At 60.1% G+C, this 26,004-nt stretch carries 26 protein-coding genes (1 of these 26 only partly in view); 16 read left to right on the top strand and 10 right to left on the bottom strand.

What is annotated here, in order from left to right; translation table 11 throughout:
- Nucleotides 1-10 precede the first annotated feature (10 nt).
- The 7 genes from LOY31_RS26400 (at nt 11) to trpE (ending at nt 7,778) form a co-directional block, all read left to right on the top strand.
- Nucleotides 11-1,054 carry an ABC transporter substrate-binding protein gene (locus LOY31_RS26400; RefSeq protein ID WP_007959933.1) on the top strand — a complete coding sequence of 348 codons (1,044 nt, stop codon included), beginning with the start codon at nt 11-13 and terminating at the stop codon, nt 1,052-1,054.
- A gap of 141 nt (nt 1,055-1,195) precedes the next feature.
- The gene (locus tag LOY31_RS26395; protein ID WP_007959935.1) at nt 1,196-2,443 is read left to right on the top strand and encodes an ABC transporter permease; all 1,248 of its coding nucleotides are present in this window, start codon (nt 1,196-1,198) and stop codon (nt 2,441-2,443) included.
- Nucleotides 2,444-2,455: 12 nt separating this feature from the next.
- The gene (locus LOY31_RS26390) at nt 2,456-3,280 is read left to right on the top strand and encodes an ABC transporter permease (protein WP_011336198.1); all 825 of its coding nucleotides are present in this window, start codon (nt 2,456-2,458) and stop codon (nt 3,278-3,280) included.
- A gap of 195 nt (nt 3,281-3,475) precedes the next feature.
- The gene (locus LOY31_RS26385; protein WP_085609098.1) at nt 3,476-4,624 is read left to right on the top strand and encodes an iron-containing alcohol dehydrogenase; all 1,149 of its coding nucleotides are present in this window, start codon (nt 3,476-3,478) and stop codon (nt 4,622-4,624) included.
- Between the two features lie 114 nt (nt 4,625-4,738).
- Nucleotides 4,739-5,413, top strand: coding sequence for a ribulose-phosphate 3-epimerase (gene rpe / locus LOY31_RS26380; RefSeq protein ID WP_007918813.1), 675 nt, complete (start codon nt 4,739-4,741; stop codon nt 5,411-5,413).
- Nucleotides 5,410-6,228, top strand: a complete 819-nt coding sequence (locus LOY31_RS26375; RefSeq protein ID WP_085609099.1) for a phosphoglycolate phosphatase — start codon at nt 5,410-5,412, stop codon at nt 6,226-6,228. The genes rpe and LOY31_RS26375 overlap by 4 nt, the downstream gene beginning before the upstream one ends.
- A gap of 71 nt (nt 6,229-6,299) precedes the next feature.
- Entirely contained in the window at nt 6,300-7,778 is a 1,479-nt protein-coding gene (trpE, locus tag LOY31_RS26370) for an anthranilate synthase component I (RefSeq protein WP_007956307.1), read from the top strand.
- A 70-nt stretch (nt 7,779-7,848) separates the two neighbouring features.
- On the opposite strand, the gene estP is transcribed toward trpE, so the two are convergent.
- Nucleotides 7,849-9,759: an esterase EstP gene (gene estP / locus LOY31_RS26365; RefSeq protein WP_258712429.1), complete on the bottom strand. Its 1,911-nt coding sequence runs from the start codon at nt 9,757-9,759 to the stop codon at nt 7,849-7,851.
- A gap of 403 nt (nt 9,760-10,162) precedes the next feature.
- Between estP and LOY31_RS26360 the strand changes: the two genes are divergently transcribed.
- The 4 genes from LOY31_RS26360 (at nt 10,163) to LOY31_RS26345 (ending at nt 13,482) form a co-directional block, all read left to right on the top strand.
- On the top strand, nt 10,163-10,756 hold the full coding sequence (locus LOY31_RS26360; RefSeq protein WP_007956309.1) for an aminodeoxychorismate/anthranilate synthase component II: 594 nt from the start codon (nt 10,163-10,165) through the stop codon (nt 10,754-10,756).
- A gap of 9 nt (nt 10,757-10,765) precedes the next feature.
- Nucleotides 10,766-11,815 (top strand): anthranilate phosphoribosyltransferase, encoded by a 1,050-nt coding sequence (gene trpD / locus LOY31_RS26355; protein WP_007956310.1) that lies wholly within the window; start codon nt 10,766-10,768, stop codon nt 11,813-11,815.
- The gene (gene trpC / locus LOY31_RS26350) at nt 11,812-12,648 is read left to right on the top strand and encodes an indole-3-glycerol phosphate synthase TrpC (RefSeq protein ID WP_007956311.1); all 837 of its coding nucleotides are present in this window, start codon (nt 11,812-11,814) and stop codon (nt 12,646-12,648) included. Before trpD ends, trpC begins: the two co-directional genes overlap by 4 nt.
- Before the next feature lie 135 nt (nt 12,649-12,783).
- Nucleotides 12,784-13,482, top strand: a complete 699-nt coding sequence (locus LOY31_RS26345) for a lipoyl protein ligase domain-containing protein (RefSeq protein ID WP_258712428.1) — start codon at nt 12,784-12,786, stop codon at nt 13,480-13,482.
- Between the two features lie 10 nt (nt 13,483-13,492).
- Here LOY31_RS26345 and crp read toward each other — a convergent pair whose 3' ends face one another.
- Nucleotides 13,493-14,137, bottom strand: coding sequence for a cAMP-activated global transcriptional regulator CRP (crp, locus tag LOY31_RS26340; protein WP_007956313.1), 645 nt, complete (start codon nt 14,135-14,137; stop codon nt 13,493-13,495).
- 236 nt (nt 14,138-14,373) lie between these two features.
- Here crp and LOY31_RS26335 point away from each other — a divergent pair, with 236 nt between their 5' ends.
- A complete protein-coding gene (locus LOY31_RS26335; RefSeq protein WP_003228794.1) occupies nt 14,374-14,796 on the top strand; it encodes an OsmC family protein in 423 nt (140 codons plus the stop codon).
- 237 nt (nt 14,797-15,033) lie between these two features.
- Nucleotides 15,034-15,828: an adenosylmethionine decarboxylase gene (speD, locus tag LOY31_RS26330; protein ID WP_007956315.1), complete on the top strand. Its 795-nt coding sequence runs from the start codon at nt 15,034-15,036 to the stop codon at nt 15,826-15,828.
- Nucleotides 15,829-15,889: 61 nt separating this feature from the next.
- Here the strand turns inward: speD and coq7 are convergent, their stop codons facing one another.
- The 6 genes from coq7 to hemJ all read right to left on the bottom strand — a co-directional run bounded on the left by coq7 (nt 15,890) and on the right by hemJ (nt 20,366).
- A complete protein-coding gene (gene coq7, locus LOY31_RS26325; protein ID WP_007956317.1) occupies nt 15,890-16,537 on the bottom strand; it encodes a 2-polyprenyl-3-methyl-6-methoxy-1,4-benzoquinone monooxygenase in 648 nt (215 codons plus the stop codon).
- 107 nt (nt 16,538-16,644) lie between these two features.
- Nucleotides 16,645-16,983: a histidine triad nucleotide-binding protein gene (locus LOY31_RS26320; protein WP_007956318.1), complete on the bottom strand. Its 339-nt coding sequence runs from the start codon at nt 16,981-16,983 to the stop codon at nt 16,645-16,647.
- 81 nt (nt 16,984-17,064) lie between these two features.
- The gene (locus LOY31_RS26315) at nt 17,065-17,853 is read right to left on the bottom strand and encodes an SDR family oxidoreductase (RefSeq protein ID WP_007956321.1); all 789 of its coding nucleotides are present in this window, start codon (nt 17,851-17,853) and stop codon (nt 17,065-17,067) included.
- A 61-nt stretch (nt 17,854-17,914) separates the two neighbouring features.
- Nucleotides 17,915-18,865: a DUF805 domain-containing protein gene (locus LOY31_RS26310; RefSeq protein WP_221534143.1), complete on the bottom strand. Its 951-nt coding sequence runs from the start codon at nt 18,863-18,865 to the stop codon at nt 17,915-17,917.
- Between the two features lie 70 nt (nt 18,866-18,935).
- Nucleotides 18,936-19,904: a nitronate monooxygenase family protein gene (locus LOY31_RS26305; RefSeq protein ID WP_007956326.1), complete on the bottom strand. Its 969-nt coding sequence runs from the start codon at nt 19,902-19,904 to the stop codon at nt 18,936-18,938.
- Nucleotides 19,905-19,937: 33 nt separating this feature from the next.
- Nucleotides 19,938-20,366 (bottom strand): protoporphyrinogen oxidase HemJ, encoded by a 429-nt coding sequence (gene hemJ, locus LOY31_RS26300; protein WP_007956328.1) that lies wholly within the window; start codon nt 20,364-20,366, stop codon nt 19,938-19,940.
- Nucleotides 20,367-20,501: 135 nt separating this feature from the next.
- Here hemJ and argC point away from each other — a divergent pair, with 135 nt between their 5' ends.
- Complete coding sequence (gene argC, locus LOY31_RS26295; protein WP_115079390.1) at nt 20,502-21,536, top strand: N-acetyl-gamma-glutamyl-phosphate reductase; 1,035 nt, start codon at nt 20,502-20,504, stop codon at nt 21,534-21,536.
- Between the two features lie 168 nt (nt 21,537-21,704).
- Nucleotides 21,705-22,055, top strand: coding sequence for an iron-sulfur cluster insertion protein ErpA (gene erpA, locus LOY31_RS26290; RefSeq protein WP_003228776.1), 351 nt, complete (start codon nt 21,705-21,707; stop codon nt 22,053-22,055).
- Between the two features lie 72 nt (nt 22,056-22,127).
- On the opposite strand, the gene LOY31_RS26285 is transcribed toward erpA, so the two are convergent.
- Nucleotides 22,128-23,219, bottom strand: a complete 1,092-nt coding sequence (locus LOY31_RS26285; protein WP_221534145.1) for an anhydro-N-acetylmuramic acid kinase — start codon at nt 23,217-23,219, stop codon at nt 22,128-22,130.
- Between the two features lie 3 nt (nt 23,220-23,222).
- Complete coding sequence (locus tag LOY31_RS26280) at nt 23,223-24,647, bottom strand: peptidoglycan DD-metalloendopeptidase family protein (protein ID WP_085609106.1); 1,425 nt, start codon at nt 24,645-24,647, stop codon at nt 23,223-23,225.
- Nucleotides 24,648-24,857: 210 nt separating this feature from the next.
- Between LOY31_RS26280 and tyrS the strand changes: the two genes are divergently transcribed.
- Nucleotides 24,858-26,004 carry the 5' portion of a tyrosine--tRNA ligase gene (gene tyrS, locus LOY31_RS26275; protein ID WP_007956332.1) on the top strand. Its footprint extends 53 nt past the window's final position, so 1,147 of the gene's 1,200 nt are visible here — the first part of the coding sequence; the start codon lies at nt 24,858-24,860; the stop codon falls past the right edge of the window.

Below are 26,004 nucleotides of genomic sequence, written 5' to 3'. Positions count from 1 at the left end.
AGAACAATAAATGTTGAGATCCCTGAAGTTCACAGCCCTGACCCTGGGCCTGATGGGTGCGGCAAGCGCAATGGCCGCTGGGCCGGATCTGACTGTGGTGTCGTTTGGCGGGGCGAACAAGGCGGCGCAAGTCAAAGCCTTCTACGCACCGTGGGAAGCGGCGGGCAACGGCAAGATCGTCGCTGGTGAGTACAACGGTGAGATGGCCAAGGTCAAAGCCATGGTCGACACCAAGAGCGTGTCCTGGGATCTGGTAGAGGTTGAATCGCCGGAACTGTCCCGTGGCTGCGACGAAGACATGTTCGAGCAACTGGATCCTGCGTTGTTCGGCAAATCCGAAGACTACGTCAAAGGCGCGATCCAGCCATGTGGCGTGGGCTTCTTCGTGTGGTCGACCGTGCTGGCCTACAACGCCGACAAACTGAAAACCGCACCGACCAGCTGGGCGGATTTCTGGGACACCAAGAAATTCCCGGGCAAGCGCGGCCTGCGCAAAGGCGCCAAGTACACCCTCGAATTCGCACTGATGGCCGACGGCGTTGCGCCGAAAGACGTCTACAAGGAACTGGCCAGCAAGGGCGGTCAGGATCGCGCGTTCAAGAAACTCGACGAGCTGAAACCGAACATCCAGTGGTGGGAAGCCGGCGCCCAGCCGCCGCAATACCTCGCTTCCGGTGACGTGGTCATGAGCTCGGCCTACAACGGTCGTATCGCCGCCGTGCAGAAAGAATCCAACCTGAAAGTGGTGTGGAACGGCGGCATCTACGACTTCGACGCCTGGGCCATCCCGAAAGGCCTGGACGCCAAGCGTGCCGAAGCGGCGAAGAAATTCATCGCGTTCTCGGTGCAGCCGCAACAGCAGAAGACCTACTCGGAAAACATCGCCTACGGCCCGGCCAACTCTCAGGCAGTGCCGTTGCTGGACAAGGCGATCCTGAAAGACATGCCGACCACTCCGGAAAACATCGCCAACCAGGTGCAGATCGACGTCAGCTTCTGGGCTGACAACGGCGAGCAACTGGAGCAGCGCTTCAATTCCTGGGCTGCGAAGTAACCAGAGGGCTCGCTCTCCTGTGGGAGCGAGCCTGCTCGCGATTGCGGTGTGTCAGTCGGCATCAATGTTGAATCCGAAGGCGCTATCGCGAGCAGGCTCGCTCCCACATTCTCGATTGATCAAAGATTTGCGGAGTACGTCATGGCCATCGCCGTTCCCCTGAACGAGGGCAACAGCCCCACCTTGAAGCAGCGGCTCAAGCACGCCGAGCGGGTCAACCGCTGGAAGGCCCAGGCGCTGATCGCGCCGCTGGTGCTGTTTCTGTTGCTGGTGTTCCTGGTGCCGATCGTGGCGCTGCTCTATAAAAGCGTCGGCAACCCGGAAGTGGTCGGCGGCATGCCGCGCACCGTGACCGCGATTGCTGCGTGGGACGGCCGCGGCCTGCCCGCAGAACCGGTCTACAAAGCCGCCAGCGAAGACCTCGCCGAAGCGCGCAAAAACCAGACCCTGGGCGATCTGTCCAAGCGTCTGAACATGGAGTTGGCCGGCTATCGCAGCCTGCTGACCAAAACCGCCCGCTCGCTGCCATTCGCCAGCGAACCGGCCTCTTATAAAGAAGCGCTGGAAGGCCTCGACGAGCGTTGGGGCGATCCAGCTTACTGGCAAGCGGTGAAGCGCAATACCAGCAGCATCACCCCGTTCTATCTGTTGGCAGCGGTGGATCATCGCATCGACGACCTCGGCGAAATTGCCCCGGCCACCCCGGATCAGGCGATCTACCTCGACATCTTCGCCCGGACTTTCTGGATGGGCCTGATCATCACCGTGATCTGCCTGGTGCTGGCCTATCCGCTGGCGTACCTGCTGGCCAACCTGCCGTCGCGTCAAAGCAACCTGCTGATGATTCTGGTGCTGCTGCCGTTCTGGACTTCGATCCTGGTGCGAGTCGCCGCGTGGATCGTGTTGCTGCAATCCGGCGGATTGATCAACAGCGCGTTGATGGCGATGGGCATCATCGATAAACCGCTGGAGCTGGTGTTCAACCGCACCGGGGTCTACATCTCGATGGTGCACATCCTGCTGCCGTTCATGATCCTGCCGATCTACAGCGTGATGAAAGGCATCTCGCCGACCTACATGCGTGCCGCGATTTCCCTCGGCTGCCATCCGTTCGCCAGTTTCTGGCGGGTGTACTTCCCGCAGACCTACGCCGGTGTCGGCGCCGGTTGCCTGTTGGTGTTCATCCTCGCCATCGGCTACTACATCACCCCGGCGCTGCTGGGCAGCCCGAACGATCAGATGGTCAGCTACTTCGTCGCGTTCTACACCAACACCAGCATCAACTGGGGCATGGCCACTGCACTCGGCGGCTTGTTGCTGCTGGCGACCGTGGTGCTTTATCTGATCTACAGCTGGCTGGTGGGCGCCAGTCGCCTGCGCCTGAGCTAAGGGGAATTTGAAATGCTGAGTCCTTATATGTCGCCCGTCGAGCGGGTGTGGTTCTACAGCTTGCGGATCCTCTGCGGCTTGATCCTGTTGTTTCTGATCCTGCCGGTGCTGGTGATCGTGCCGCTGTCGTTCAACTCGGGCAGTTTCCTGGTGTATCCGTTGCAGGGCTTTTCGCTGCACTGGTATCAGGATTTCTTCGCCTCGGCGGAATGGATGCGCTCACTGAAGAACAGCATCATCGTCGCCCCGGCGGCGACCGTACTGGCGATGGTGTTCGGCACGCTGGCCGCCATCGGCCTGACCCGTGGCGACTTCCCCGGCAAGCCGCTGGTGATGGCACTGGTGATTTCACCGATGGTGGTGCCGGTGGTGATTATCGGTGTGGCCAGTTACCTGTTCTTTGCGCCGCTGGGGCTGGGCAACAGTTTCTTCTCGCTGATCGTGGTGCACGCGGTGCTCGGTGTGCCGTTCGTGATCATCACGGTGTCGGCGACGTTGCAGGGGTTCAACCATAACCTGGTGCGGGCGGCGGCCAGTCTTGGCGCCTCGCCGCTGACCACGTTCCGTCGGGTGACCTTGCCGCTGATTGCGCCGGGGGTGATTTCCGGTGCGCTGTTTGCCTTTGCGACCTCGTTCGATGAAGTGGTGGTGACGCTGTTTCTTGCAGGTCCCGAGCAGGCGACGTTGCCTCGGCAAATGTTCAGCGGGATTCGCGAGAACCTGAGTCCGACGATTGCGGCGGCGGCGACTCTGCTGATTGCCTTCTCGGTGATTCTGTTGCTGACGCTGGAATGGTTGCGTGGACGTAGCGAGAAACTGCGTACCGCTCAGGTCTGAACCCCCTCGATGATTGTTCCCTCGCTCCGCATTCCAGCTTCCGAATGGAACGCGGAGCGTCCCTGGCTGCATTCCCACGCAGAGCGTGGGAACGATCATCCGGGTTGTCTGCCATTCATGCGCTGAATGACAGACAACCCGAATTCCCCAGCTACGCTTGTGCTCAGCTCCCACATCTATAAGAGGCTGCGCACGATGAGTCTTTCCTCGTTCAAGATCGCTCACAAACTGATCACCGGCGCCGGGGCCATCGAGCAACTGGCGGCCGAGCTCACCCGACTGGATATCGACAACCCGCTGATCGTTACCGATGCCGCGCTGGTCAAGTCCGGCACGGTAGAGCTGGCGCTGGCGCAGATCGGCGAGCGTGAATATGAAATCTTCGACCGCGTGTTGCCCGATCCGGAAATCGCCATCGTCGAGGATTGCATGCGTGTCTACCGCGAAGGCGGGCATGACGGGCTGATCGGCCTCGGTGGCGGCAGTGCCATCGACATCGCCAAGAGTGTTGCCGCCTATGCCGGTTATCACGGTGCGCTGGAAGACCTGTTCGGCGTCGATCAGGTGCCGCGCAAAGGCCCGCCGCTGATCGCCATCCCGACTACCGCCGGCACCGGTTCCGAAGTGACCAACGTCGCCATTCTTTCGGACAAGGTCGCCCAACTGAAGAAAGGCATCGTCAGCGATTACCTGTTGCCGGACGTGGCGCTGGTCAGCCCGCAGATGACCCTGACCTGCCCACGCAGCGTGACGGCCGCCAGTGGCGTCGATGCGCTGGTGCATGCCATCGAATCCTATCTGTCGCTGAATGCCTCGCCGATCACCGATTCGCTGGCCATCGGCGCGATCAAGTTGATCGCCCGGTCATTGCCCAAGGCCTACGCCAACCCCTCCAACCTGCAAGCCCGGGAAGACATGGCCACCGCCAGCCTGATGGCCGGCATGGCGTTCGGCAATGCCGGGGTCGGCGCGGTGCATGCGCTGGCGTATCCGCTGGGCGGGCGTTTCAACATTGCCCACGGCGTCAGCAATGCGTTGCTGCTGCCGTATGTCATGACCTGGAACAAGATGGCCTGCGTCGAGCGGATGCAGGATATCGCCGAAGCCATGGGGGTGAAGACCGGTCATCTGAGTCTCAACGAGGCCGCCGACAGTGCGGTCGCGGCGATGACCGAACTGTGCGCAGCGGTAGAAATCCCGCTGGGCTTGCGCAGTTTCGGCGTGCCCGAAGAGGCGATCCCGGCCATGGCCGTAGAGGCCGCCGGCATCGAGCGCCTGATGCGCAACAACCCGCGCAAGCTCAGCGCCGCCGACATCGAGAAGATCTACCGGGCGGCGTACTGAGAAACTGTCGGCCGCCGGTCATGGCACAACCCAATCATCGCGGTCACGGTGCGCGCGCGGAAACTTGAGGTATACAATGCGCGCCATCGTGATTTAGCTCAGAAAAGGTGCGTCATGCAGCCCTTCGTTATTGCTCCGTCGATTCTCTCCGCCGACTTCGCCCGCCTGGGCGAGGAAGTGGACAACGTTCTGGCCGCCGGTGCCGACTTCGTCCACTTCGATGTCATGGACAACCACTACGTACCGAACCTGACCATCGGCCCGATGGTCTGCGCCGCGCTGCGCAAGTACGGCGTGACCGCGCCGATCGACGCGCACCTGATGGTCAGCCCGGTGGATCGCATTGTCGGCGACTTCATCGAAGCCGGCGCCACCTACATCACCTTCCACCCGGAAGCCACGCTGCACGTCGATCGTTCGCTGCAACTGATCCGTGAAGGCGGCTGCAAATCCGGCCTGGTGTTCAACCCGGCGACCCCGCTGGACGTGCTCAAGTACGTGATCGACAAGGTCGACATGGTCTTGCTGATGAGCGTCAACCCGGGCTTCGGCGGGCAGAAGTTCATCCCCGGCACCCTCGACAAGCTGCGTGAAGCGCGGGCGATCATCGATGCTTCGGGCCGTGACATCCGCCTGGAAATCGATGGCGGCGTCAACGTCAACAACATCCGTGAAATCGCTGCCGCTGGCGCCGACACTTTTGTGGCCGGCTCCGCGATCTTCAATGCGCCGAACTATCAGGAAGTCATCGACAAGATGCGTTCCGAACTGGCGCTGGCCCGCCCATGAGCGGTTTTGAGCAGCTGTTCCCGGGGCAACTGCCGCGGTTGGTGATGTTCGATCTGGATGGCACGCTGATCGATTCGGTACCCGACCTGGCGGCGGCAGTGGATAACATGCTGCTCTCCCTCGGGCGCAAGCCTGCCGGTATCGAGTCGGTGCGCGAATGGGTGGGCAACGGCGCGCCGGTGCTGGTGCGCCGCGCGTTGGCCGGCGGCATCGATCATTCCTCCGTGGATGACGTCGAAGCCGAGCATGCGCTGGAGGTTTTCATGCAAGCCTACGGCGCCAGCCATGAGCTGACCGTGGTCTATCCCGGCGTGCGCGATACCCTGAAATGGCTGCACAAGCAGGGCGTGGCCATGGCGCTGATCACCAACAAGCCGGAGCGCTTCGTCGCGCCGCTGCTGGATCAGATGAAGATCGGCCGCTACTTCAAGTGGATCATCGGCGGCGACACCCTGCCGCAGAAGAAGCCCGATCCGGCGGCGCTGTTCTTCGTCATGAAGATGTCCGGCATTCCGGCCTCGCAATCGTTGTTCGTCGGCGATTCGCGCAGCGACGTGCTGGCGGCGAAAGCGGCGGGGGTCAAATGTGTCGGGCTGAGTTATGGCTACAACCATGGCCGGCCGATTGCCGAGGAATCCCCGGCGCTGGTGATCGACGATCTGCGCAAGCTAATTCCCGGTTGCCTGGATACGGCCGCTGAGATAACGTTGCCCGACGCTTCTCAATCCCCTTCTGGAAACGCCATCGTGGTGGTCACCCGCAAACTCTGGATGAAAGTCATCAAGGCCCTGGCCCGCTGGCGTTGGCGCGCCTGACTTGTTCCTGGCCGGCCTGCCGGCGCGTTTGCACACCTGACTGATTTGCCCCTCACACCACGAGGCACCCTATGATCCGCGAAGAATTCCTGCGTCTGGCCGCTGACGGCTACAACCGCATCCCGCTGGCCTGCGAAACCCTGGCCGACTTTGACACGCCGCTGTCGATCTACCTGAAACTGGCCGACCAGCCCAACTCCTACCTGCTCGAATCGGTGCAGGGCGGCGAGAAATGGGGCCGTTACTCGATCATCGGCCTGCCGTGCCGCACCGTGCTGCGGGTTCACGATCATCACGTCAGCATCACCGTCGATGGCGTCGAGACCGAAAGCCACGATGTCGAAGACCCGCTGGCCTTCGTCGAAACCTTCAAGGCCCGCTACAACGTGCCGACCATTGCCGGTCTGCCGCGCTTCAACGGCGGCCTGGTCGGCTACTTCGGTTACGACTGTGTGCGTTATGTAGAGAAGCGCCTCGGCAAATGCCCGAACCCGGATCCGCTGGGCGTGCCGGACATTTTGCTGATGGTCTCCGATGCGGTGGTGGTGTTCGACAACCTCGCCGGCAAGATGCACGCGATCGTGCTGGCCGACCCGGCACAGGCCGATGCCTACGAGCAGGGCCAAGCGCAATTGCAGCAACTGCTGGAAAAACTGCGTCAGCCGATCACCCCGCGTCGTGGCCTGGATTTCAGCAAGCAGCAGGCGGCCGAGCCGGTGTTCCGCTCCAGTTTCACCCAGGACGACTACGAAAAAGCTGTCGACACCATCAAGGAATACATCCTCGCCGGTGACTGCATGCAGGTCGTGCCGTCCCAGCGCATGTCGATCGACTTCAAGGCGGCGCCGATCGATCTTTATCGCGCACTGCGTTGCTTCAACCCGACGCCGTACATGTACTTCTTCAACTTCGGCGATTTCCACGTCGTCGGCAGTTCGCCGGAAGTGCTGGTGCGGGTCGAAGACAACCTGATCACCGTGCGCCCGATTGCCGGCACCCGTCCTCGCGGGGCGACCGAAGAGGCGGACGTGGCGCTGGAAGAAGACCTGCTGTCCGACGACAAGGAGATCGCCGAGCACCTGATGCTGATCGACCTCGGTCGCAACGACACCGGGCGCGTTTCGGAAATCGGTTCAGTGAAACTTACGGAGAAGATGGTCATCGAGCGTTATTCCAACGTGATGCACATCGTGTCCAACGTCACCGGTCAATTGAAAGCCGGGCTGACGGCGATGGACGCGCTGCGGGCGATCCTGCCGGCGGGCACCTTGTCCGGCGCGCCGAAGATCCGCGCGATGGAAATCATCGACGAACTGGAGCCCGTCAAGCGTGGCGTGTATGGCGGCGCGGTCGGTTACTTCGCCTGGAACGGCAACATGGACACCGCGATTGCGATCCGTACCGCCGTGATCAAGAACGGCGAGCTGCACGTGCAGGCCGGTGGCGGCATCGTCGCCGACTCGGTGCCGGCGCTGGAATGGGAAGAAACCATCAACAAGCGTCGGGCGATGTTCCGCGCTGTTGCATTGGCCGAGCAAACCCCGGACTGAGTGATTGATGACTCAGCCATAAAAAAACGCGGCGCCTGTGAGGGCGCCGCGTTTTTTTATGGCCTGCGAATCAGAAGTCGAGTGCTACGCCGACGTTGATCCCTTGCTGGGTGAAGTCGTCATCCTTGCGAATGTCGTAGCTGGCGCGCAATGCCAGATCCTTGGTGAGGTTGTGGCTCACACCCAGGTTCAGGCGGTTCAGGTTGGTCTGAGGGGCATAGCCGGCCAGGGTGTAGCGGTTGTTCGGCAGGCTGTTGAGGTTCATCGTCACATTCTGGGTGTCGTCGTTGTACTCGCGCTCATGGGCCAGTTCGCCGAACACCTGGGTCTGCGAGGTGATCTGGTACTTGCCCTGGATCCCGAGGCCGAGACGCCGGGAAATGCGCGACTGGTCATCGAACGTCAGCGCGGTGGAGTCGGCGCCGTTTTCCGAGTAACCGTCGACTTCAACCTTGGCAAAGTCGGCGCTGACGAATGGCGACAGGTGCCATGGGCTGCTCGCTTCTGGCGCAATGTCGTAACCCACGCGTCCGCTGAAGGCCAGAACATAGCCATCGGTATCGCCTTTCTCGCCGCGTTCGTTGACCCCCAGCTGGAATTTGCGTTTGAGGCTGTCGTAATCCAGATGCCCGGCGGTCACGGCGGCGTCACCCCACCAGCGGTTCTGCTGGTACTGGGCGAACGCGGTGCCGAGGTAGGTGTTCAGCTTGTAGTCCGAATCGTTGTCGCCGGCCTCGAGTTTCTGGTTGTAGAAACCGGCCGCCACGCCCACGCGCCAGGCGTCGTTGAGACGGTAGCTGCCGCCGATGTTCAGGTTGTAACCGTTGCCGTCGGCGCTGGCGCCGCTGCGCTGGCTGTCGAAATCCTGATGCTGGCCGCCACCGGCGACAATCGCCCGCCATTGGCCAACGGCCTGCCAGTTTTCCCAATCCGCCAGCCACTGGTTGCGCAGTTCATCCTGATGCGAGCGCAGGGTGCCTTGAGCCATTTGCGGTAACAGAGTCGCTTCCCATGGCGCGGCCAGCAACGAGTAGGCGTAATCGGCAATCAGGCGCTGCCCGGCTTCGGTCGGGTGGACGGCGTCGTTGTAGATCAGCTTGGTCGGATCCGGGGTGGCGCTGTTGATCCCGTACCGCGCGTTCTCCGTGCAACTGTTGCCGCTGAAGCAGGTGCCGACCAGATTCTGGTCGGTCGCCAGGCCGAACTGCGCCGGATTGGCGAATGCCTCTTTGAGCAGAACAGGGACGTTCAGCGGGATGACGTTGGCGTTGACGCTCTGCAATTGGCTGACCAGTTCGGTGTTGAACTGGGCGCTGAGTTGCGAGGTGAAGGCCTGTAGCGGCGAGCCGTTGATGGCTGGAGTCAGGCCAATGTCCGGCAACAGCCAGACCATGATGTAGCGGGCGCCGGCACCTTGCAGCGTGCGTACGCTGTCGACCAGTCGATCGGCCGCGGCATTCGCCTGAGGAAGACTGGTGACGCGGCCCTGGAGGAAGTCGTTGCCACCCCCGGTCAGGTAATACAGGGCATTCGGGTCGGCGCGGAAGCCGTTCGACGGCAGATAACCGGCACGGGTGCGTTCGCCGGTGGCGGACTGGCTGGTGATCGAGTCGAGAATCTGGTCGGTGCGGTAACCGCCTACTGCCCAGTTGTTGCCATCCGGCTGGCCTTGGCCGGCACGTACCGCTGAGGACGAGGAGGCGGTCTGGTCCGGGGTGAAGCCGAGACGGCCTCCGAGCAATTGGGTGGAATTGAGTGAGTAGAACTCACCGCTGCCGTCCTGATAGTTCGGGCCCGTGCGGTTGGTGTAGCGTTCGGTGGCGCCGGCCGGGCCGCCGCTGTCGGTGAAAGTCCCCGCATCACTAAGGCTGTCGCCGAAGACCACGAAATTCGAATAAGGATTGGGTGCGGCGTTCGCCTGGGCGCAGGCCATCGCGAGCAGGCATCCGGCGAGCGGTACAAACAACGTCTGTTTGATCATGAGCAAGTCCGTTTATTTATTGTTGTAGTGAACGAAACGACAGTACCAAAAACTTCCGGCGTTTTGCCATCGGTCGTCAACCCTCCCATTGTTTTATCCCCCACGGCCCCGGCCATATTGCACGCTCCGCCCAGCTAAGTTACTGTGCCGAAACGTATGAACGAGACCTTCCCCGTGTTGATCACCAGCAAACTTCTGGATCAAGTCATCAAGGCACACGCCCGCTGGCGTTGGCGCGCCTGAATCTTTTCTGCCGGCCCCGCCGGATCTGTATCGCTTTGCCTTCCTTGCCCGTTTGAAATGCCGCTGTGCCGATGCGACCTGCGCGTCCGCCAGTGTGCAGCGCCCTGGCAAGTCATTCGAAGGCTGTCTTCAAGTCAGAATTCAAGAGGTTCGAAACGCCATGTTGCTGATGATCGACAACTACGACTCCTTTACTTACAACGTTGTGCAATACCTCGGCGAGCTGGGTGCCGAGGTCAAAGTGGTGCGCAACGACGAACTGACCATCGCCGAAATCGAAGCGCTCAACCCTGAGCGGATCGTCGTATCCCCGGGCCCGTGCACACCGACCGAAGCCGGCATTTCCATCGAGGCCATCAAGCACTTCGCCGGCAAACTGCCGATCCTCGGTGTCTGCCTCGGTCACCAGTCCATCGGCCAGGCTTTTGGCGGCGATGTCGTCCGCGCTCGCCAGGTGATGCACGGTAAGACTAGTCCGGTATTCCACGAGGACAAGGGCGTGTTTGCCGGTCTGAACCGCCCGCTGACCGTCACCCGCTATCATTCCCTGATCGTCAAACACGAAACGTTGCCCGATTGCCTGGAGCTGACGGCGTGGACCCAGCACGATGACGGTTCGGTCGACGAGATCATGGGCCTGCGTCACAAGACCCTGAACATCGAGGGCGTACAGTTCCACCCGGAATCGATCCTCACCGAGCAGGGCCACGAACTGTTCGCCAACTTCCTCAAACAAACCGGCGGCACGCGCTAAGGACTTTCCATGAATATCAAGACAGCCCTGAGCCGTATCGTCGATCACCTCGACCTCAGCACCGATGAAATGCGCGACGTGATGCGCGAAATCATGACTGGCCAATGCACGGACGCGCAGATTGGCGCGTTCATGATGGCGATGCGCATGAAGAGCGAGAGCATCGACGAGATCGTCGGTGCCGTGTCGGTGATGCGCGAGCTGGCGGACAAGGTCGAACTCCAGACCCTCGACCGAGTGGTCGATGTGGTCGGTACCGGCGGTGACGGGGCAAACATTTTCAACGTGTCGACCGCATCTTCCTTTGTGGTCGCCGCGGCTGGCTGCACCGTGGCCAAGCACGGTAACCGCGCGGTGTCGGGCAAGAGCGGCAGCGCCGATCTGCTGGAAGCCGCCGGCATCTACCTCAACCTGACCCCGGTTCAGGTGGCGCGCTGCATCGACAACGTCGGCATCGGTTTCATGTTTGCCCAGACCCACCACAAAGCCATGAAGTATGCCGCCGGCCCGCGTCGCGATCTCGGCCTGCGTACCCTGTTCAACATGCTCGGCCCGCTTACGAATCCGGCCGGTGTGAAACATCAGGTGGTGGGCGTGTTCACCCCGGCGCTGTGCCGGCCGTTGGCTGAAGTCTTGCAGCGTCTGGGCAGCAAGCACGTGCTGGTGGTGCATTCGAAAGACGGTCTGGACGAATTCAGTCTGGCGGCGCCGACGTTTGTCGCCGAGCTGAAGGACGATCAAATCACCGAATATTGGGTCGAGCCGGAAGATCTGGGCATGAAGAGCCAGAGCCTGCACGGCCTGTCGGTCGAAGGCCCGGAAGCGTCGCTGGCGCTGATCCGCGATGCACTGGGCAAGCGCAAGACCGAGAATGGTCAGAAGGCTGCCGAAATGATCGTGCTCAATGCCGGTGCGGCGCTGTACGCCGCCGACCTGGCGACAAGTCTGAAAGAGGGCGTGGCACTGGCCCACGACGCTCTGCACACCGGTCTTGCTCGGGAAAAACTCGAGGAGTTGGGTGCCTTTACCGCGGTATTCAAAGTGGAGAATGAGGGATGAGTGTACCGACGGTTCTGGAAAACATTCTGGCCCGCAAGGTTCAGGAAGTCGCCGAGCGTAGCGCCCGTGTGAGCCTGAGCGAGCTGGAAAGTCTGGCCAAGGCGGCCGATGCACCCCGTGGTTTTGCCCAGGCACTGCTGGCGCAGGCCAAGAAGAAACAGCCGGCAGTGATCGCCGAGATCAAGAAGGCGTCGCCGAGCAAGGGCGTGATCCGCGAGAATTTCGTGCCTGCCGATATCGCCAAAAGCTACGAGAAGGGCGGGGCGACCTGCCTGTCGGTGCTGACCGACATCGACTACTTCCAGGGCGCCGATGCTTACCTGCAACAGGCCCGCGCGGCGTGCTCGCTGCCGGTGATCCGCAAGGACTTCATGATTGATCCGTACCAGATCGTCGAAGCCCGTGCCTTGGGCGCCGATTGCGTGTTGTTGATCGTCTCCGCACTGGATGACGTGAAAATGGCCGAACTGGCTTCGGTGGCCAAAGACGTCGGCCTCGATGTGCTGGTGGAAGTGCACGACGGCGATGAGCTGGAGCGCGCGTTGAAAACTCTCGACACGCCGCTGGTCGGGGTCAATAACCGCAACCTGCACACCTTTGACGTGAGCCTGGAAACCACTCTCGACCTGCTGCCGCGCATTCCGCGCGATCGTCTGGTCATCACCGAGAGCGGCATCCTCAACCGTGCCGATGTCGAGCTGATGGAAATCAGTGATGTCTACGCGTTCCTGGTCGGCGAAGCGTTCATGCGCGCCGAAAGTCCGGGCATCGAACTGCAGCGTCTGTTCTTCCCGGAGCGCGGCGTTCCGGTGAGCGGTTCGACCCTCGACTGATTCATTCAGACCGAGTCGAATCATTCGCGGGCAAGCCCGCTCCCACAGGAGAACTGCATTCCTGATGTGGGAGCGGGCTTGCTCGCGAAGAGGCCATAAGATTCACCACAGACTAATCGTCTAACGGACTTCTTTATGACTCCAGTTTCCCTGACCATCGAAGCCGGCCTGCAAGCCGAACAGGATCTACTGGCCTCGGTCTGCGCCGGTGATGCCGAATTTGGCCTGCTGTTCTGGCAGCCCAGCGATCGCGCTTTGGTCATGCCGCGCCGTTTGAACCGCTTGCCCGGATTCGATCACGCCTGCGAAGTCTCCGCTGCTGCCGGTTGGCCGGTGTTGCTGCGTGAAACCGGCGGCGAACCGGTTCCGCAATCGGCTTCCACCATCAATATTGCACTGGTCTACGCACCGCCTCGCAGCGAAGGTGATCTGAACCGCATCGAAACCGGTTACCGGCGGCTATGCGATCCGATCTGTGAGTTGCTGGATGAGTTGGGTGGCACTTCGTCGCTGGGGGAAATCGACGGTGCATTCTGCGACGGTCGCTTCAACGTCAATCTCGACGGTCGCAAGATGGTCGGCACCGCTCAGCGCTGGCGCCAGAGTCAGGGGGGGCAGCGTCCGGTGGGGTTGGTGCACGGGGCGATGCTGGTGGATGACGAACGTGAGTCGATGGTTGCGGCGGTCAACCGCTTCAACGAAGCTTGTGGTCTGGAGCAACGGGTACGTGCCGCCAGCCACATCGCTCTGCATGAGAAATTCCCGGCGCCCCATGCACTGGCGCGTCTCGATGAACTCTTTCGTTTGATGCTGGCGCAGGTCTACGCCTGCTGAGCTTTGGAACTCAGCGAGTGCCGAAGACCACCATGGTCTTGCCTTTCACATCCACGAGGTTGCGTTCCTCAAGATCCTTGAGCACGCGACCGACCATCTCTCGCGAACAACCGACAATCCGGCCGATTTCCTGACGGGTCACCTTGATCTGCATGCCGTCCGGGTGGGTCATCGCGTCCGGTTGTTTGCACAGCTCCAGCAGGCAGCGAGCAACACGACCAGTGACGTCGAAGAACGCCAGGTCGCCGACTTTGCGTGTGGTGTTGCGCAGGCGTTGTGCGATTTGTCCGCTGAGGACGTAAAGAATGTCTGGATCCTGTTGCGACAGTTCGCGGAACTTGGTGTAGCTGATTTCCGCCACTTCGCATTCAACCTTGGCCCGCACCCAGGCGCTGCGCTGCTGTTCCTGGCCGGCTTCTTCGAACAGACCCAGCTCGCCGAAGAAGTCCCCGGCATTCAGGTAGGCGATGATCATCTCGCGGCCGTCGTCGTCCTCGATCAGGATCGTGACCGAACCGCGGATGATGAAGTACAGCGTGTCGGAGCGATCCCCGGCGCAGATGATGTTGCTCTTGGCCGCGTGACGCCGGCGCTGGCAATGCATCAGCAGCTTGTCGAGGTTCTTGATTTTGGGTGTGGGGGTAATACCAACCATGGTTGTATCCCGAAAAGACTGCACGGTTATATTTGGTTTTTATATGAGGCGCTGAGGCGGTCGCTACACAGTCTGGCGAAGGCGCCAGTGAATTGGCGCCAGCTTACCAGACACTTCGTCGAAATTTCGAGAAATCACCTACGTTAAAGGTGCATTCGTCCCAGGAACGTGCTCGCTGTCCGGGCAGGGCCCTGTGCTAAGCTGGCGACCCTTTTTTCTACAGTGGAGTCTTGGCGATGAAGGCACGCATCCAATGGGCTGGCGAAGCCATGTTCCTCGGCGAATCCGGCAGCGGTCATGTCGTGGTCATGGACGGTCCGCCGGACGCCGGTGGTCGTAACCTGGGTGTCCGCCCGATGGAAATGCTCCTGCTGGGCGTCGGCGGTTGCAGCAATTTCGACGTGGTCAGCATTTTGAAGAAGTCCCGTCAGGCCGTTGAAAGCTGCGAAGCCTTTCTGGAAGCCGAGCGTGCGACCGAAGATCCGAAAGTGTTCACCAAGATCCACATGCACTTCGTGGTCAAGGGCCGTGGCCTGAAAGAAGCCCAGGTCAAACGCGCCATCGAACTGTCTGCCGAGAAGTATTGCTCGGCCTCGATCATGCTCGGCGCGGCCGGCGTAGCGATCACCCACGACTACGAAATCGTTGAACTCGGCTGAGCCGACATTCAACTATCATAAAAGCAGTGCAGACTCTGGCGATCCCCCGCTGACGTCTGCATAATGCGCCACTTTTTTCAGGGCCGTGATCAGTCAACCGACGGGTCATCCGCCTGAACAGATAACCAAAATCGCCATCGCGAAGAGGTGTTAACCGTCCTACGCAGGTGCGTTGTTCGCACTTGACGGGCATGCTTGATCACGCGGCCGTGCCGCATACATAGAGAGTTTTTAACGGTGAAAAGCAAACTCAAGCTCCACGGGTTCAATAACCTGACAAAGACCTTGAGCTTCAACATCTATGACATCTGCTACGCGGAAACCCCGCAAGACCAGCAGGCATACGTCGAGTACATCAATCAAGAGTACAACGCCGAACGCCTGACGCAGATCCTCACGGAAGTTGTCGAAATCATTGGTGCCAACATTCTGAACATTGCGAGTCAGAACTATGAGCCTCAGGGTGCCAGCGTCACGATTCTGATCTCGGAAGAGCCGGTGACCCCGACCGAAAGCCAGATCGAAGAGTCCCCGGGCCCGTTGCCCGAAATCATCCTGGCCCACCTCGACAAGAGCCACATCACGGTGCATACCTACCCGGAAATCCATCCGGACGCCGGTATCGCGACCTTCCGTGTGGACATCGACGTGTCGACCTGTGGTGTCATTTCACCGCTCAAAGCGCTCAACTTCCTCATTCACCAGTTCGATTCGGACATCGTGACCGTGGATTACCGTGTGCGCGGCTTCACCCGTGACGTTGAAGGCAACAAGCACTTCATCGACCACGAGATCAACTCGATCCAGAACTACCTCTCCGAAGACACTCGCGACGCGTACCAGATGACTGACGTGAACGTGTACCAGGAAAACCTGTTCCACACCAAAATGCTGCTGAAGAACTTCGAACTGGACAACTACCTGTTCGGCGATGCCACCAGCAACCTGTCGTCTGAGCAACGCGCTCAGGTGACCGAGCGTGTGAAACACGAAATGCTGGAAATCTTCTACGCGCGCAATATGCCGAGCTAAGAAGTCCGGGCACAAAAAAAGGCGACTGCTTTGCGGCAGTCGCCTTTTTTATGGGCGTTTTTCAGATCCGGTAAGTGCTCTTGGTCATCACTTTGGCCAACAGGCTCATGCCGAACTTCACTGGCGCCGGGAAGCGGAAACCGCCGGCCTCCAGTGCGCTTTCCGCGTGATGTTCTTCATCTATACGCATCTGCTCCAGAATTGCCCGGGATTTTTCGTCCTCGGCCGGCAGTTGTTCCAGATGCTCGTTCAGGTGTTTGCAGACTTGATGCTCTGTGGCGGCAACAAATCCGAGGCTGACCTTGTCGCTGATCAGCCCGGCGACAGCGCCGATGCCGAACGACATACCGTAGAACAGTGGGTTGAGCACACTGGTGTGGCTGCCCAACTGGTGAATGCGCTGCTCGCACCAGACCAGATGATCAATCTCTTCTTCGGCCGCATGCTCCATGGCCTCGCGCACCTGTGGCAGCTTGGCGGTCAGCGCCTGGCCCTGATACAGCGCCTGGGCGCAGACTTCACCGGTATGGTTGATGCGCATCAGACCGGCTACGTGGCGGGTGTCTTCATCGCTCATCTGCACATCGGGCTGCACGATCGCCGGCGACGGACGGTACGGCTGACCGCTGAAGGGCAGCAAGGTACGCATCGCGGCATCGGCTTGCAGCAGAAGACGATCAATGGGCGAGTAGTGACGTTGGGTAGTCATGCTGACCTCCGGGAAGAATCTCGGCGGCCAGTTTAACCGAATCGGCCGGGGAAGGTTTGCGCTGGGTCATGTGGGAGCAGGGCGCTCCCACCGATCTCTGGGTTCAATCAGCCCGGAGGCCAGTTCATCTGGCGTTGACCGAGCACGTGCATGTGAATGTGGTAGACCGTCTGCCCGCCCATTTCATTGCAGTTCATCACCACCCGGAAGCCTTCCTCGCACCCCAGTTCCAGCGCCAGACGCTGGGCGGTGAACAGGATATGCCCGGCCAGTGCCTTGTCGTCTTCGGTCAGGTCGTTGAGGGTACGCACCGGTTTCTTCGGGATCACCAGAAAATGCACCGGTGCCTGTGGGGCGATGTCGTGGAACGCCAGAACCTGGTCGTCCTCGTAGATGATCTTCGCCGGGATTTCCCGGTTGATGATCTTGGTGAACAGAGTATCCACAGCTGTTTTCTCCGTTGTTTGGGCTGGTCTGAGTGTACTCATAGGAGGATTAGCCCGCCCAGTGTTTTGCCGTAGGGCTTTTCAGCGCGGGCAGTAAGCCTTGTTGACCATGCCGACAATCGTGCGATTGAGCCAGCGCGAACCGAGCCGAGGCAGAAAGGCGAACCAGCGGTTTCGGCGTCCTGGAATGATGATTGCGCGGTTTTTCTCCAGGGCGCGCACGGTATACAGCGCGACCTCCTCGGGACTCATCAGCAGTTTGCTCGCGTTGAGCTTGTCGTTGTTCAGTTGCGCGGTGCGAAAGAATGCGGTGCGGGTCGGGCCGGGGCAGAGCACCGACACCTTGACCGCACACTTCTTCAATTCCACCCGCAGCGCTTCCGAGAAGTGCAGGACATACGCCTTGCTGGCGTAGTAGGTGCTCATCCAGGGCCCGGGGTTGAAGGCCGCCACCGACGCGACATTGAGAATCTGCCCGCCGCCCTGCAACGCCATGCTGTTGCCGATGGCATGGCAGAGGCGGGTGAGGGCGAGGATGTTCACTTCGATCAGGTCCTGTTCGGTCATCCAGTCCTGGGCCAGGAACGGGCCACAAGTACCGATGCCGGCGCAATTGACCAACAGATCGATCTGCCGGTCGCCTTCTTCAAGCTCCAGCAGAAAACCGGACAGGCGCAGCGGCTCGCCGAGGTCGCAGGCGCGGAACAGCACTTCAACGCCGAAGCGCTGGGTCAGTTCAATCGCAATGCTTTCCAGCTGATCACGCTGGCGAGCCACCAGAATCAGGCTACGGCCGCGGCGCGCCAGGGCTTCGGCCATGGCCAGGCCGATGCCGCTGGAGGCGCCGGTGATCAGAGCGTAACGGGTCATGCAAATCTCCATCGCAACAGCGCCGCGCCGTGGACGCAGGTGTCACGGCGGGGAGCGTTGTTCATTCTTTCGCAGATTCTACAGGGGCGAGGGCGGCTTCGGCTGCATCGTCTGCCGAATTCGCGGCGGGCTCGACTTCCACATCGATTTCATCGGTGGTCACCGAACCGCTCTCGTAGCTGCTTTCAAGACTGCTTTCGTATTCCTGCTGGATGGCTGTGATCCCGCCCAGCATGCCGCCCATGAAAAACAGTCCGATAAACACGATCCACAGCGAGCACAGCACTTTGACTGCCGTGCTGTTCGGCGGAGGTGGTGGGCCATAGCGGTTGGCGCCGGTATTGCCCGGCACGATCATGATCACCAGCGGGAAGAAACTGCCCACGAACGGCACCAGCGTCAGCAGCCAGAGCCACCCGGACCAGCCGATATCGTGCAGGCGCTGGATGCTGAACAGGATCCCGACAATCGCGAAGGCCAGAAACAGGAAGAAAGCGAGGAGACCGCCGATGATCAGGCCGGTCGTCGAGTCGGCGCTCACCAGGCCCAGACCGATCAACGCGAACACGCTGACGATTGGCAGGGCGACCAGGCTCAACACCATCGACCATGCCAGGTAGCGCAAGCGGCCGATCCGGCCTTCAACGCTGAGCGGCTTTAGAGGCGCGAATGCCGGCAGGTTTTCACCGACGGCGGCGCGAGGGGGCGCATAAGGTGAATCGGGTTCGGTGACGGCGGCGCTTTGCTCGTGGACATCCGACAGGTTCAGTTCGATGGGCGTTTCGGTTTCGATCCGGGCATCGATCCCTGTCTTCCCCAGCGCTTGCAGGTAGGTCTGCGCATCGCTGTGGGACAGATCACGCTTGAGCGCGACGGTGCGACCATTGAACAGGCGCTCGATGGCGGCGACATCGCTTTTGAACAGATCGGCCAGGTTGAGCTTGGCCGTGGTGATATCGACGCCGGGCTGGAGCGCGCCGTCGAAAACGATCTTGTAACGGGGTTCGCTCATGGCCGAGGCATCCTTGTCGCGAGATAAATTGAGTCTAAGGCCAGTCAGACAGCGACTGGCCGGGTTTCATTCAACGTGGCCAGCGTTTCGGCAGTTGCGCTGCGTGCTCCAGGGCCTGGCGGTATTCGGCATCTAGACGCGCCACCAGTTGATCCACGCTTGGCAGATCGTCGATCTGGCCTACGCCTTGGCCCGCAGACCACACGGTTTTCCAGGCCTTGGCTTCGTCGTTGATCGGCTTGAGCTTGTCGCCGAAATTCACTTCACCCTTGCCTTGCAGGGCTGCCATGTCGAAACCGGCGGCCTCCAGGCTTTGACGCATGAAACTGGCCGGTACACCGGACACGGCAGGAGTATGAATGATGTCGGCGGCTTTGGCAGTCAGCAGCATCTCCTTATAGGCGTCAGGCGCATGACTTTCAGTAGTACCGATAAATCGCGTGCCGAAGTAGGCCAGATCCGCGCCGAGCAGTTGTGCGGCGAGAATCTCATGTCCATGGTTCAAACATCCTGCAAGCAACAGGGTCTTGTCGAAAAACTCGCGGATCTCGGCGATCAGCGAAAACGGGCTCCAGGTCCCGGCGTGCCCACCGGCACCGGCTGCAACAGCGATCAAACCATCGACACCGGCCTCCGCGGCTTTTTCGGCATGGCGGCGGGTCGTCACATCGTGGAAGACCAGGCCGCCGTAACTGTGCACGGCGTCTACCACTTCCTTCACTGCGCCGAGGCTGGTGATGACGATGGGCACCTTGTGCTCGACGCAGATGTTCAGATCCGCCTCCAGACGCGGATTGCTCTTGTGAACAATCAGGTTTACCGCGTACGGCGCCGGGTTCTCCAATGTCGCCAGCCCCGCTTCGATCTGCTCCAGCCAGGCCTTGAACCCGCTGCTTTCGCGTTGGTTCAGCGCCGGGAAGCTGCCAACTACGCCGTTACGGCAGCACGCCAGCACCAGTTCAGGATTGGAGATCAGAAACATCGGCGCCGCCACTACGGGCAGGCGCAGACGTTGTTCGAGCAGAGCGGGCAGCGACATCGGAAGTACCCCGGAAAGTTGTATTTGTTGAAGTTAGAACGGCTTGACCACGACCAGAATTACGATAGCCAGCAATATCAGAACCGGCACTTCATTGAACCAGCGATAAAAGACATGGCTGCGGGTGTTCTCGCCACGGGCAAAACGTTTTACCTGCGCGCCGCACATGTGGTGGTAACCGATCAACAGCACGACCAGGGTCAGTTTCGCGTGGATCCAGCCACCGCTGCTAAAGATGCTCGGGTTGAGATAGATCAGCCAGCCGCCGAAGATCAGCGCGGCGATCATCGCCGGGCCCATGATGCCGCGATACAGCTTGCGCTCCATGATGCTGAAGCGTTCCTTGCTGATCGTGTCTTCACTTTGCGCGTGATAAACGAACAGTCGCGGCAGATAGAACAGCCCGGCAAACCAGCACACGATGCTGACGATATGAAGCGCTTTGATCCACAGATAGAGCATTTTTGGTTATTCCCTGATTCACGGTAGGCCGGATAGTAGAGGCTTGAGCGTCCGCACGTCACCTTGACGGTTGTCGCAGGGGCGCGCGGCCCCTATTATCGACGGCTTTCCAGTGGGTTCGTTGAGGGCAGGTTTATGGTCAAGGTCGGTATCGTCGGCGGCACGGGTTACACCGGTGTCGAACTGCTGCGTCTGTTGGCACAGCATCCGCAGGCGGAAGTGGTAGTGATTACTTCCCGATCCGAGGCCGGTCTGGCCGTGGCTGATATGTATCCGAACCTGCGCGGCCACTACGACGGTCTCGCATTCAGCGTGCCGGACATCAAGACCCTGGGCGCTTGCGACGTGGTGTTCTTCGCCACTCCGCACGGCGTTGCCCACGCACTGGCCGGCGAATTGCTGGCGGCCGGCACCAAGGTCATCGACCTGTCGGCAGACTTCCGTCTGCAGGACGCCGATGAATGGGCCAAGTGGTACGGCCAGCCGCACGGCGCGCCGGAGCTGCTGGACGAAGCGGTTTACGGCTTGCCGGAAGTCAATCGTGAGCAGATCAAGAAAGCACGCCTGATCGCGGTGCCGGGTTGTTATCCGACTGCGACGCAGCTGGGTTTCCTGCCGTTGCTTGAAGCAGGTATTGCCGACGCTTCGCACCTGATCGCCGACTGCAAGTCCGGTGTCAGCGGTGCCGGTCGTGGCGCTGCGGTAGGCTCGCTGTACTCCGAGACGTCGGAAAGCATGAAGGCCTATGCGGTGAAAGGTCACCGTCATCTGCCGGAAATTCGTCAGGGGCTGCGTCGTGCTGCAGGCAAGGACGTCGGTCTGACTTTTGTGCCGCATCTGACGCCGATGATCCGTGGCATTCACTCCACGCTCTACGCGACTGTAGTGGATCGCTCGGTGGATCTGCAGGCGCTGTTCGAGAAGCGTTATGCCAATGAGCCGTTCGTCGATGTGATGCCGGCCGGCAGTCATCCGGAAACCCGCAGCGTGCGTGGCGCCAACGTCTGCCGCATCGCGGTTCACCGTCCACAGGATGGTGATCTGGTGGTGGTGCTGTCGGTGATCGACAATCTGGTCAAGGGCGCGTCGGGTCAGGCGGTGCAGAACATGAACATCCTGTTCGGGCTGGATGAGCGCTTTGGTCTGTCCCACGCCGGCATGCTGCCGTAACGACTGATCTTGCTTGGTAAAAAGGCCCGTCTAACGGGCCTTTTTGCATTCTGGTCGGTTGATCAGCTTTATTGATATACCGTAACAATAGTTGACCGATTTTCTAGGACAAGCGGATAATGCGCGTCATCACGCATTATGGCGGCGTAACGCCGGGAGATAGTCAGCATGAGCGTCGAATCCTTCACCCCCACGGCTTTGCAATTCACTCAAGGTGCCGCGCACAAGGTGAAGAGCCTGGTCGATGAAGAGGGGAATGATCGCTTGAAGCTGCGCGTATTCGTTACGGGCGGCGGTTGTTCAGGGTTTCAGTACGGCTTCACCTTCGATGAAGATGTGGCCGAGGACGACACCATCGTCGAGCGCGAAGGCGTCAGTCTGGTGGTCGATCCGATGAGCTTCCAGTACCTGGCAGGTGCCGAGGTGGATTATCAGGAAGGTCTGGAAGGTTCGCGTTTCGTGATCAAGAACCCGAATGCCACCACCACTTGTGGTTGCGGCTCCTCGTTCTCGATCTGATCGCGCTTCACCGAACACAATAAAACGCCGCAGAACCTCACGGTTCTGCGGCGTTTTGTTATCTGGGATTTGTCAGTTGGGGTAGATGGCGCCGAGTACGCGCAGACCTTTGGCGCCGGTGACGCTCGGGCGGTTGGCGGCAATGCCTTCCAGACAGCAGTGGGCCAGCCAGGCGAAGGCCATGGCCTCGACCCAGTCCGGATCGACGCCGTGCGTCGCGGTGCTGGCGACCTTGGCGTTGGGTAGCAGGTCGGCCAAGCGCTTCATCAGCATGGCGTTGTGGGCGCCGCCCCCGCATACCAAGAGCTCTTCGGTATTCGATTGAGCGTTTTGCAGCGATTCGACGATGGTCAGCGCCGTCAGTTCGAGCAGTGTGGCCTGTACGTTTTCGGGTGCGAAACCTGGCAGGCGCGACAGTTGCTGCTCCAGCCAGGGCAGGTTGAAAACTTCGCGGCCGGTGCTCTTTGGGCCTTGGGTCACGAAAAACGGATCGCTGAGCAGGGCTTTCAGCAGGGTCGGCTCGACCTTGCCGCTGGCTGCCCACTGCCCGTTACGGTCGTAGTTCTCGCCCCGTTGCTGATGAATCCACGCATCCATCAGCACATTCCCCGGCCCGCAGTCGAAACCGGCTACAGGCTTGTTCGGCTCGATCAGACTGAGATTGCTGAAACCGCCGACATTCAGGACCGCGCGGTTGCCGATATGCTCTTCGAATAGCGCTTCATGAAAGGCAGGAACCAGCGGAGCGCCCTGGCCGCCGGCGGCCACATCGCGGCTGCGGAAGTCGCTGACGACTGTAATGCCGGTCAGTTCGGTCAGCAGAGCGGGGTTGCCGATCTGCACAGTGAAACCGCGCGCAGGTTCGTGGCGAATGGTCTGGCCGTGGCTGCCGATCGCGCGAATGGCTTCAGGCTTGAGCTGTTGCTGTTCGAGGAGGGCATGGATCCCTTGCGCGGCGAGCTTCACCCAGTTCTGCTGGGCAATCGCCGAACGGGCGATTTCGTCAGGGCCGCTGGCGCACAAGCCAAGCAGCTCGGCGCGCAGGGTATCTGGCATGGGAATGTAGTGCGTGGCGACCAGATTGATCGCCGAGGATTGCTCGATCAGGGCGATGTCCAGCCCGTCGAGACTGGTGCCGGACATCACGCCGATATAAAGAGCCATGGCTTAACGTTTGCTCGAAGCCAGCATGGTGGCCTTTTCCTGGTCCATACGAGCCATCAACGGCTGGCTCTGCGCCAGGAAGCGAGCGCGTTCGGATTTGGCGATCGGGTCGGCCATCGGCAACTTCTGGCCCAATGGATCGACGTGAACACCGTTGACCTGGAACTCATAGTGCAGGTGCGGGCCGGTGGACAGGCCGGTGGTGCCGATGTAACCGATCACCTGGCCCTGTTTGACGGTGCCGCCGGTCTTCACGCCCTTGGCGAAGCCCTGCATGTGGCCATACAGCGTACGGTAAGTGTTGCCGTGCTGGATGATCACGGTGTTGCCGTAACCGCCGCGACGGCCGGCCAGCAGCACTTTGCCGTCGCCGGCAGCCTTGATTGGCGTACCGCGTGGAGCGGCGTAGTCGACGCCTTTGTGGGCGCGGATCTTGTTGAGGATCGGGTGTTTGCGGCCCATGGAAAACTTGGAGCTGATGCGAGCGAAGTCCACCGGTGTACGGATGAACGCCTTGCGCATGCTGTTGCCATCGGCGGTGTAGTAGCTGCTGTTGCCCTGCTTGTTGGTGTAACGCACTGCGGTGTAAGTCTTGCCGCGGTTGGTGAAGCGGGCGGACAGGATCGGACCGTTGCCAACGGCTTTGCCGTTGACCACTTTCTGTTCATAGATCACATCGAACTCATCGCCCTGACGGATATCCTGAGCGAAGTCGACGTCGTAGCCGAACACGCTGGCCATGTCCATGGTCAGGCTGTGGGACAGGCCTGCGCGGGCGGCGGACTGCGACAGCGAGCTGTTGATCACACCGTGTACATAGGCGGTGCGAACAGTCGGTTTGGCGGTAACGCGGTTGAACACATAACCCTTGTCGTTCTTGGTCAGGGTGATGGTTTCAACGTCGCTGACCTTGCTGTGAAGGTTGGTCAACTGGCCTTGTGGATTCAATTCGAATTCGAGTTTCTGGCCATGTTTGAGCTGACTGAATTGCTTGGCTTGTTTATCGCTGGCCAGCACTTCATGGACGGCTGCGGCCGGTAGGCCGACTTTCTCGAACAGTGTAGAAAGCGTATCGCCCTTGGAGACGATCACTTCCCTGTGATTTGGAGCCTTCTTTTCTTCAGCTACCGGTGTCGGCGCTGGTGCAGCCTGAGCGGTTTCCTGCGCCTCTTCGGCGCTATTTTCGATCTGCGCGAAAGGGGAGGCTACGGACTCATTTGTGGCTTGAGCTGCGTCGGCAGCGTCTTGATCTTGTGTCAGTTGTTCAGCAGGACTTTCCAGTTCAAGGCTCAGCGTCGTCTTTTTGGCTTCAACATCACTGGATGGAAACACTAGGAGCGCCAGGCTGAGAAGGGCGGCGATACCACTCGCGGCGAGCAGGTGGGTCTTCGGGTAAAGCGGTGGCGCTTTAGACGGTTCAGTGGTCATAAGTAATTTGACTTTGAAAAAGATGAATTGGAAAAGATGAATGACATGATGAAGATGAAATAACTGTATAAAATATAACCAAATCATCCCTGAAGCAAGTCTGTGGACGCCCTGTCTGTGGATTGGCGTCCGTGCGCCGGGCAAAACTTGTATTTGGTGCGCGATCTTGTATGGTTGGTTCCCTTTGAATCTGAGCCTTGCGGGTCTGTTATGAAGTCGGTTGAAGAGCAGCTAGCGCTGATTAAACGTGGTGCGGAAGAACTGTTGGTCGAGTCCGAGCTGATCGAAAAGCTCAAGCGTGGCCAGCCGCTGCGAATCAAGGCCGGCTTCGATCCAACTGCGCCGGATCTGCACCTTGGTCACACTGTGCTTATTAATAAGCTGCGCCAGTTCCAGGAGCTGGGGCATCAGGTGATCTTCCTTATTGGTGATTTCACCGGAATGATCGGTGACCCGAGCGGCAAGAGCGCCACGCGTCCTCCTTTGACCCGTGAGCAGGTTCTGGAAAACGCCGAGACCTACAAGACTCAGGTGTTCAAGATTCTTGACCCGGCGAAAACCGAAGTCGCGTTCAACTCCACCTGGATGGATCAGATGGGGCCTGCGGACTTTATTCGTCTGACTTCGCAGTACACCGTTGCTCGTATGCTCGAGCGTGATGACTTCGACAAGCGCTACACCACCAATCAGCCGATTGCCATTCACGAATTCCTCTATCCGCTGGTGCAGGGTTATGACTCGGTTGCTTTGCGCGCTGACGTTGAGCTGGGTGGTACCGATCAGAAGTTCAACCTGCTAATGGGGCGTGAGCTGCAGCGTGGTTATGGCCAGGAAGCGCAGTGCATTCTGACGATGCCGTTGCTTGAAGGTCTGGATGGCGTGAAGAAGATGTCCAAGTCGCTGGGCAACTACGTCGGTATCCAGGAAGCGCCGGGTGTCATGTACAGCAAGCTGGTCTCGATTCCTGATGCGTTGATGTGGCGCTACTTCGAGTTGCTCAGCTTCCGTTCGATGGATGAGATCAATGCGTTCCGTGCTGATGTAGAGGCGGGCGCTAATCCTCGCGATATCAAGATCAAGCTGGCCGAAGAGATTGTTGCGCGCTTCCACGGTGAAGAGGCTGCGGCCAATGCTCACCGTGGTGCGGGTAACCGTATGAAAGATGGTGAGTTGCCGGATGATCTGCCAGAGGTCGAGTTGACTGCTTCCGAGGATATGCCGATTGCTGCTGTCCTTAATAAGGCCGGTCTGGTGAAGAACTCGGCGGCTGCTCGTGATCTGCTGGCCTCCGGTGGTGTGCGTGTAGATGGTGAGGTGGTTGATCGTTCCTTTATATACGTACTGGGCGCGACTCACG

Source organism: Pseudomonas sp. B21-021, from assembly GCF_024749205.1.
Taxonomy (GTDB): domain Bacteria; phylum Pseudomonadota; class Gammaproteobacteria; order Pseudomonadales; family Pseudomonadaceae; genus Aquipseudomonas; species Aquipseudomonas paraglycinae.
The sequence above is the reverse complement of the archived record's forward strand: the minus strand, read 5'-3'. Positions and strand labels throughout refer to the sequence as shown.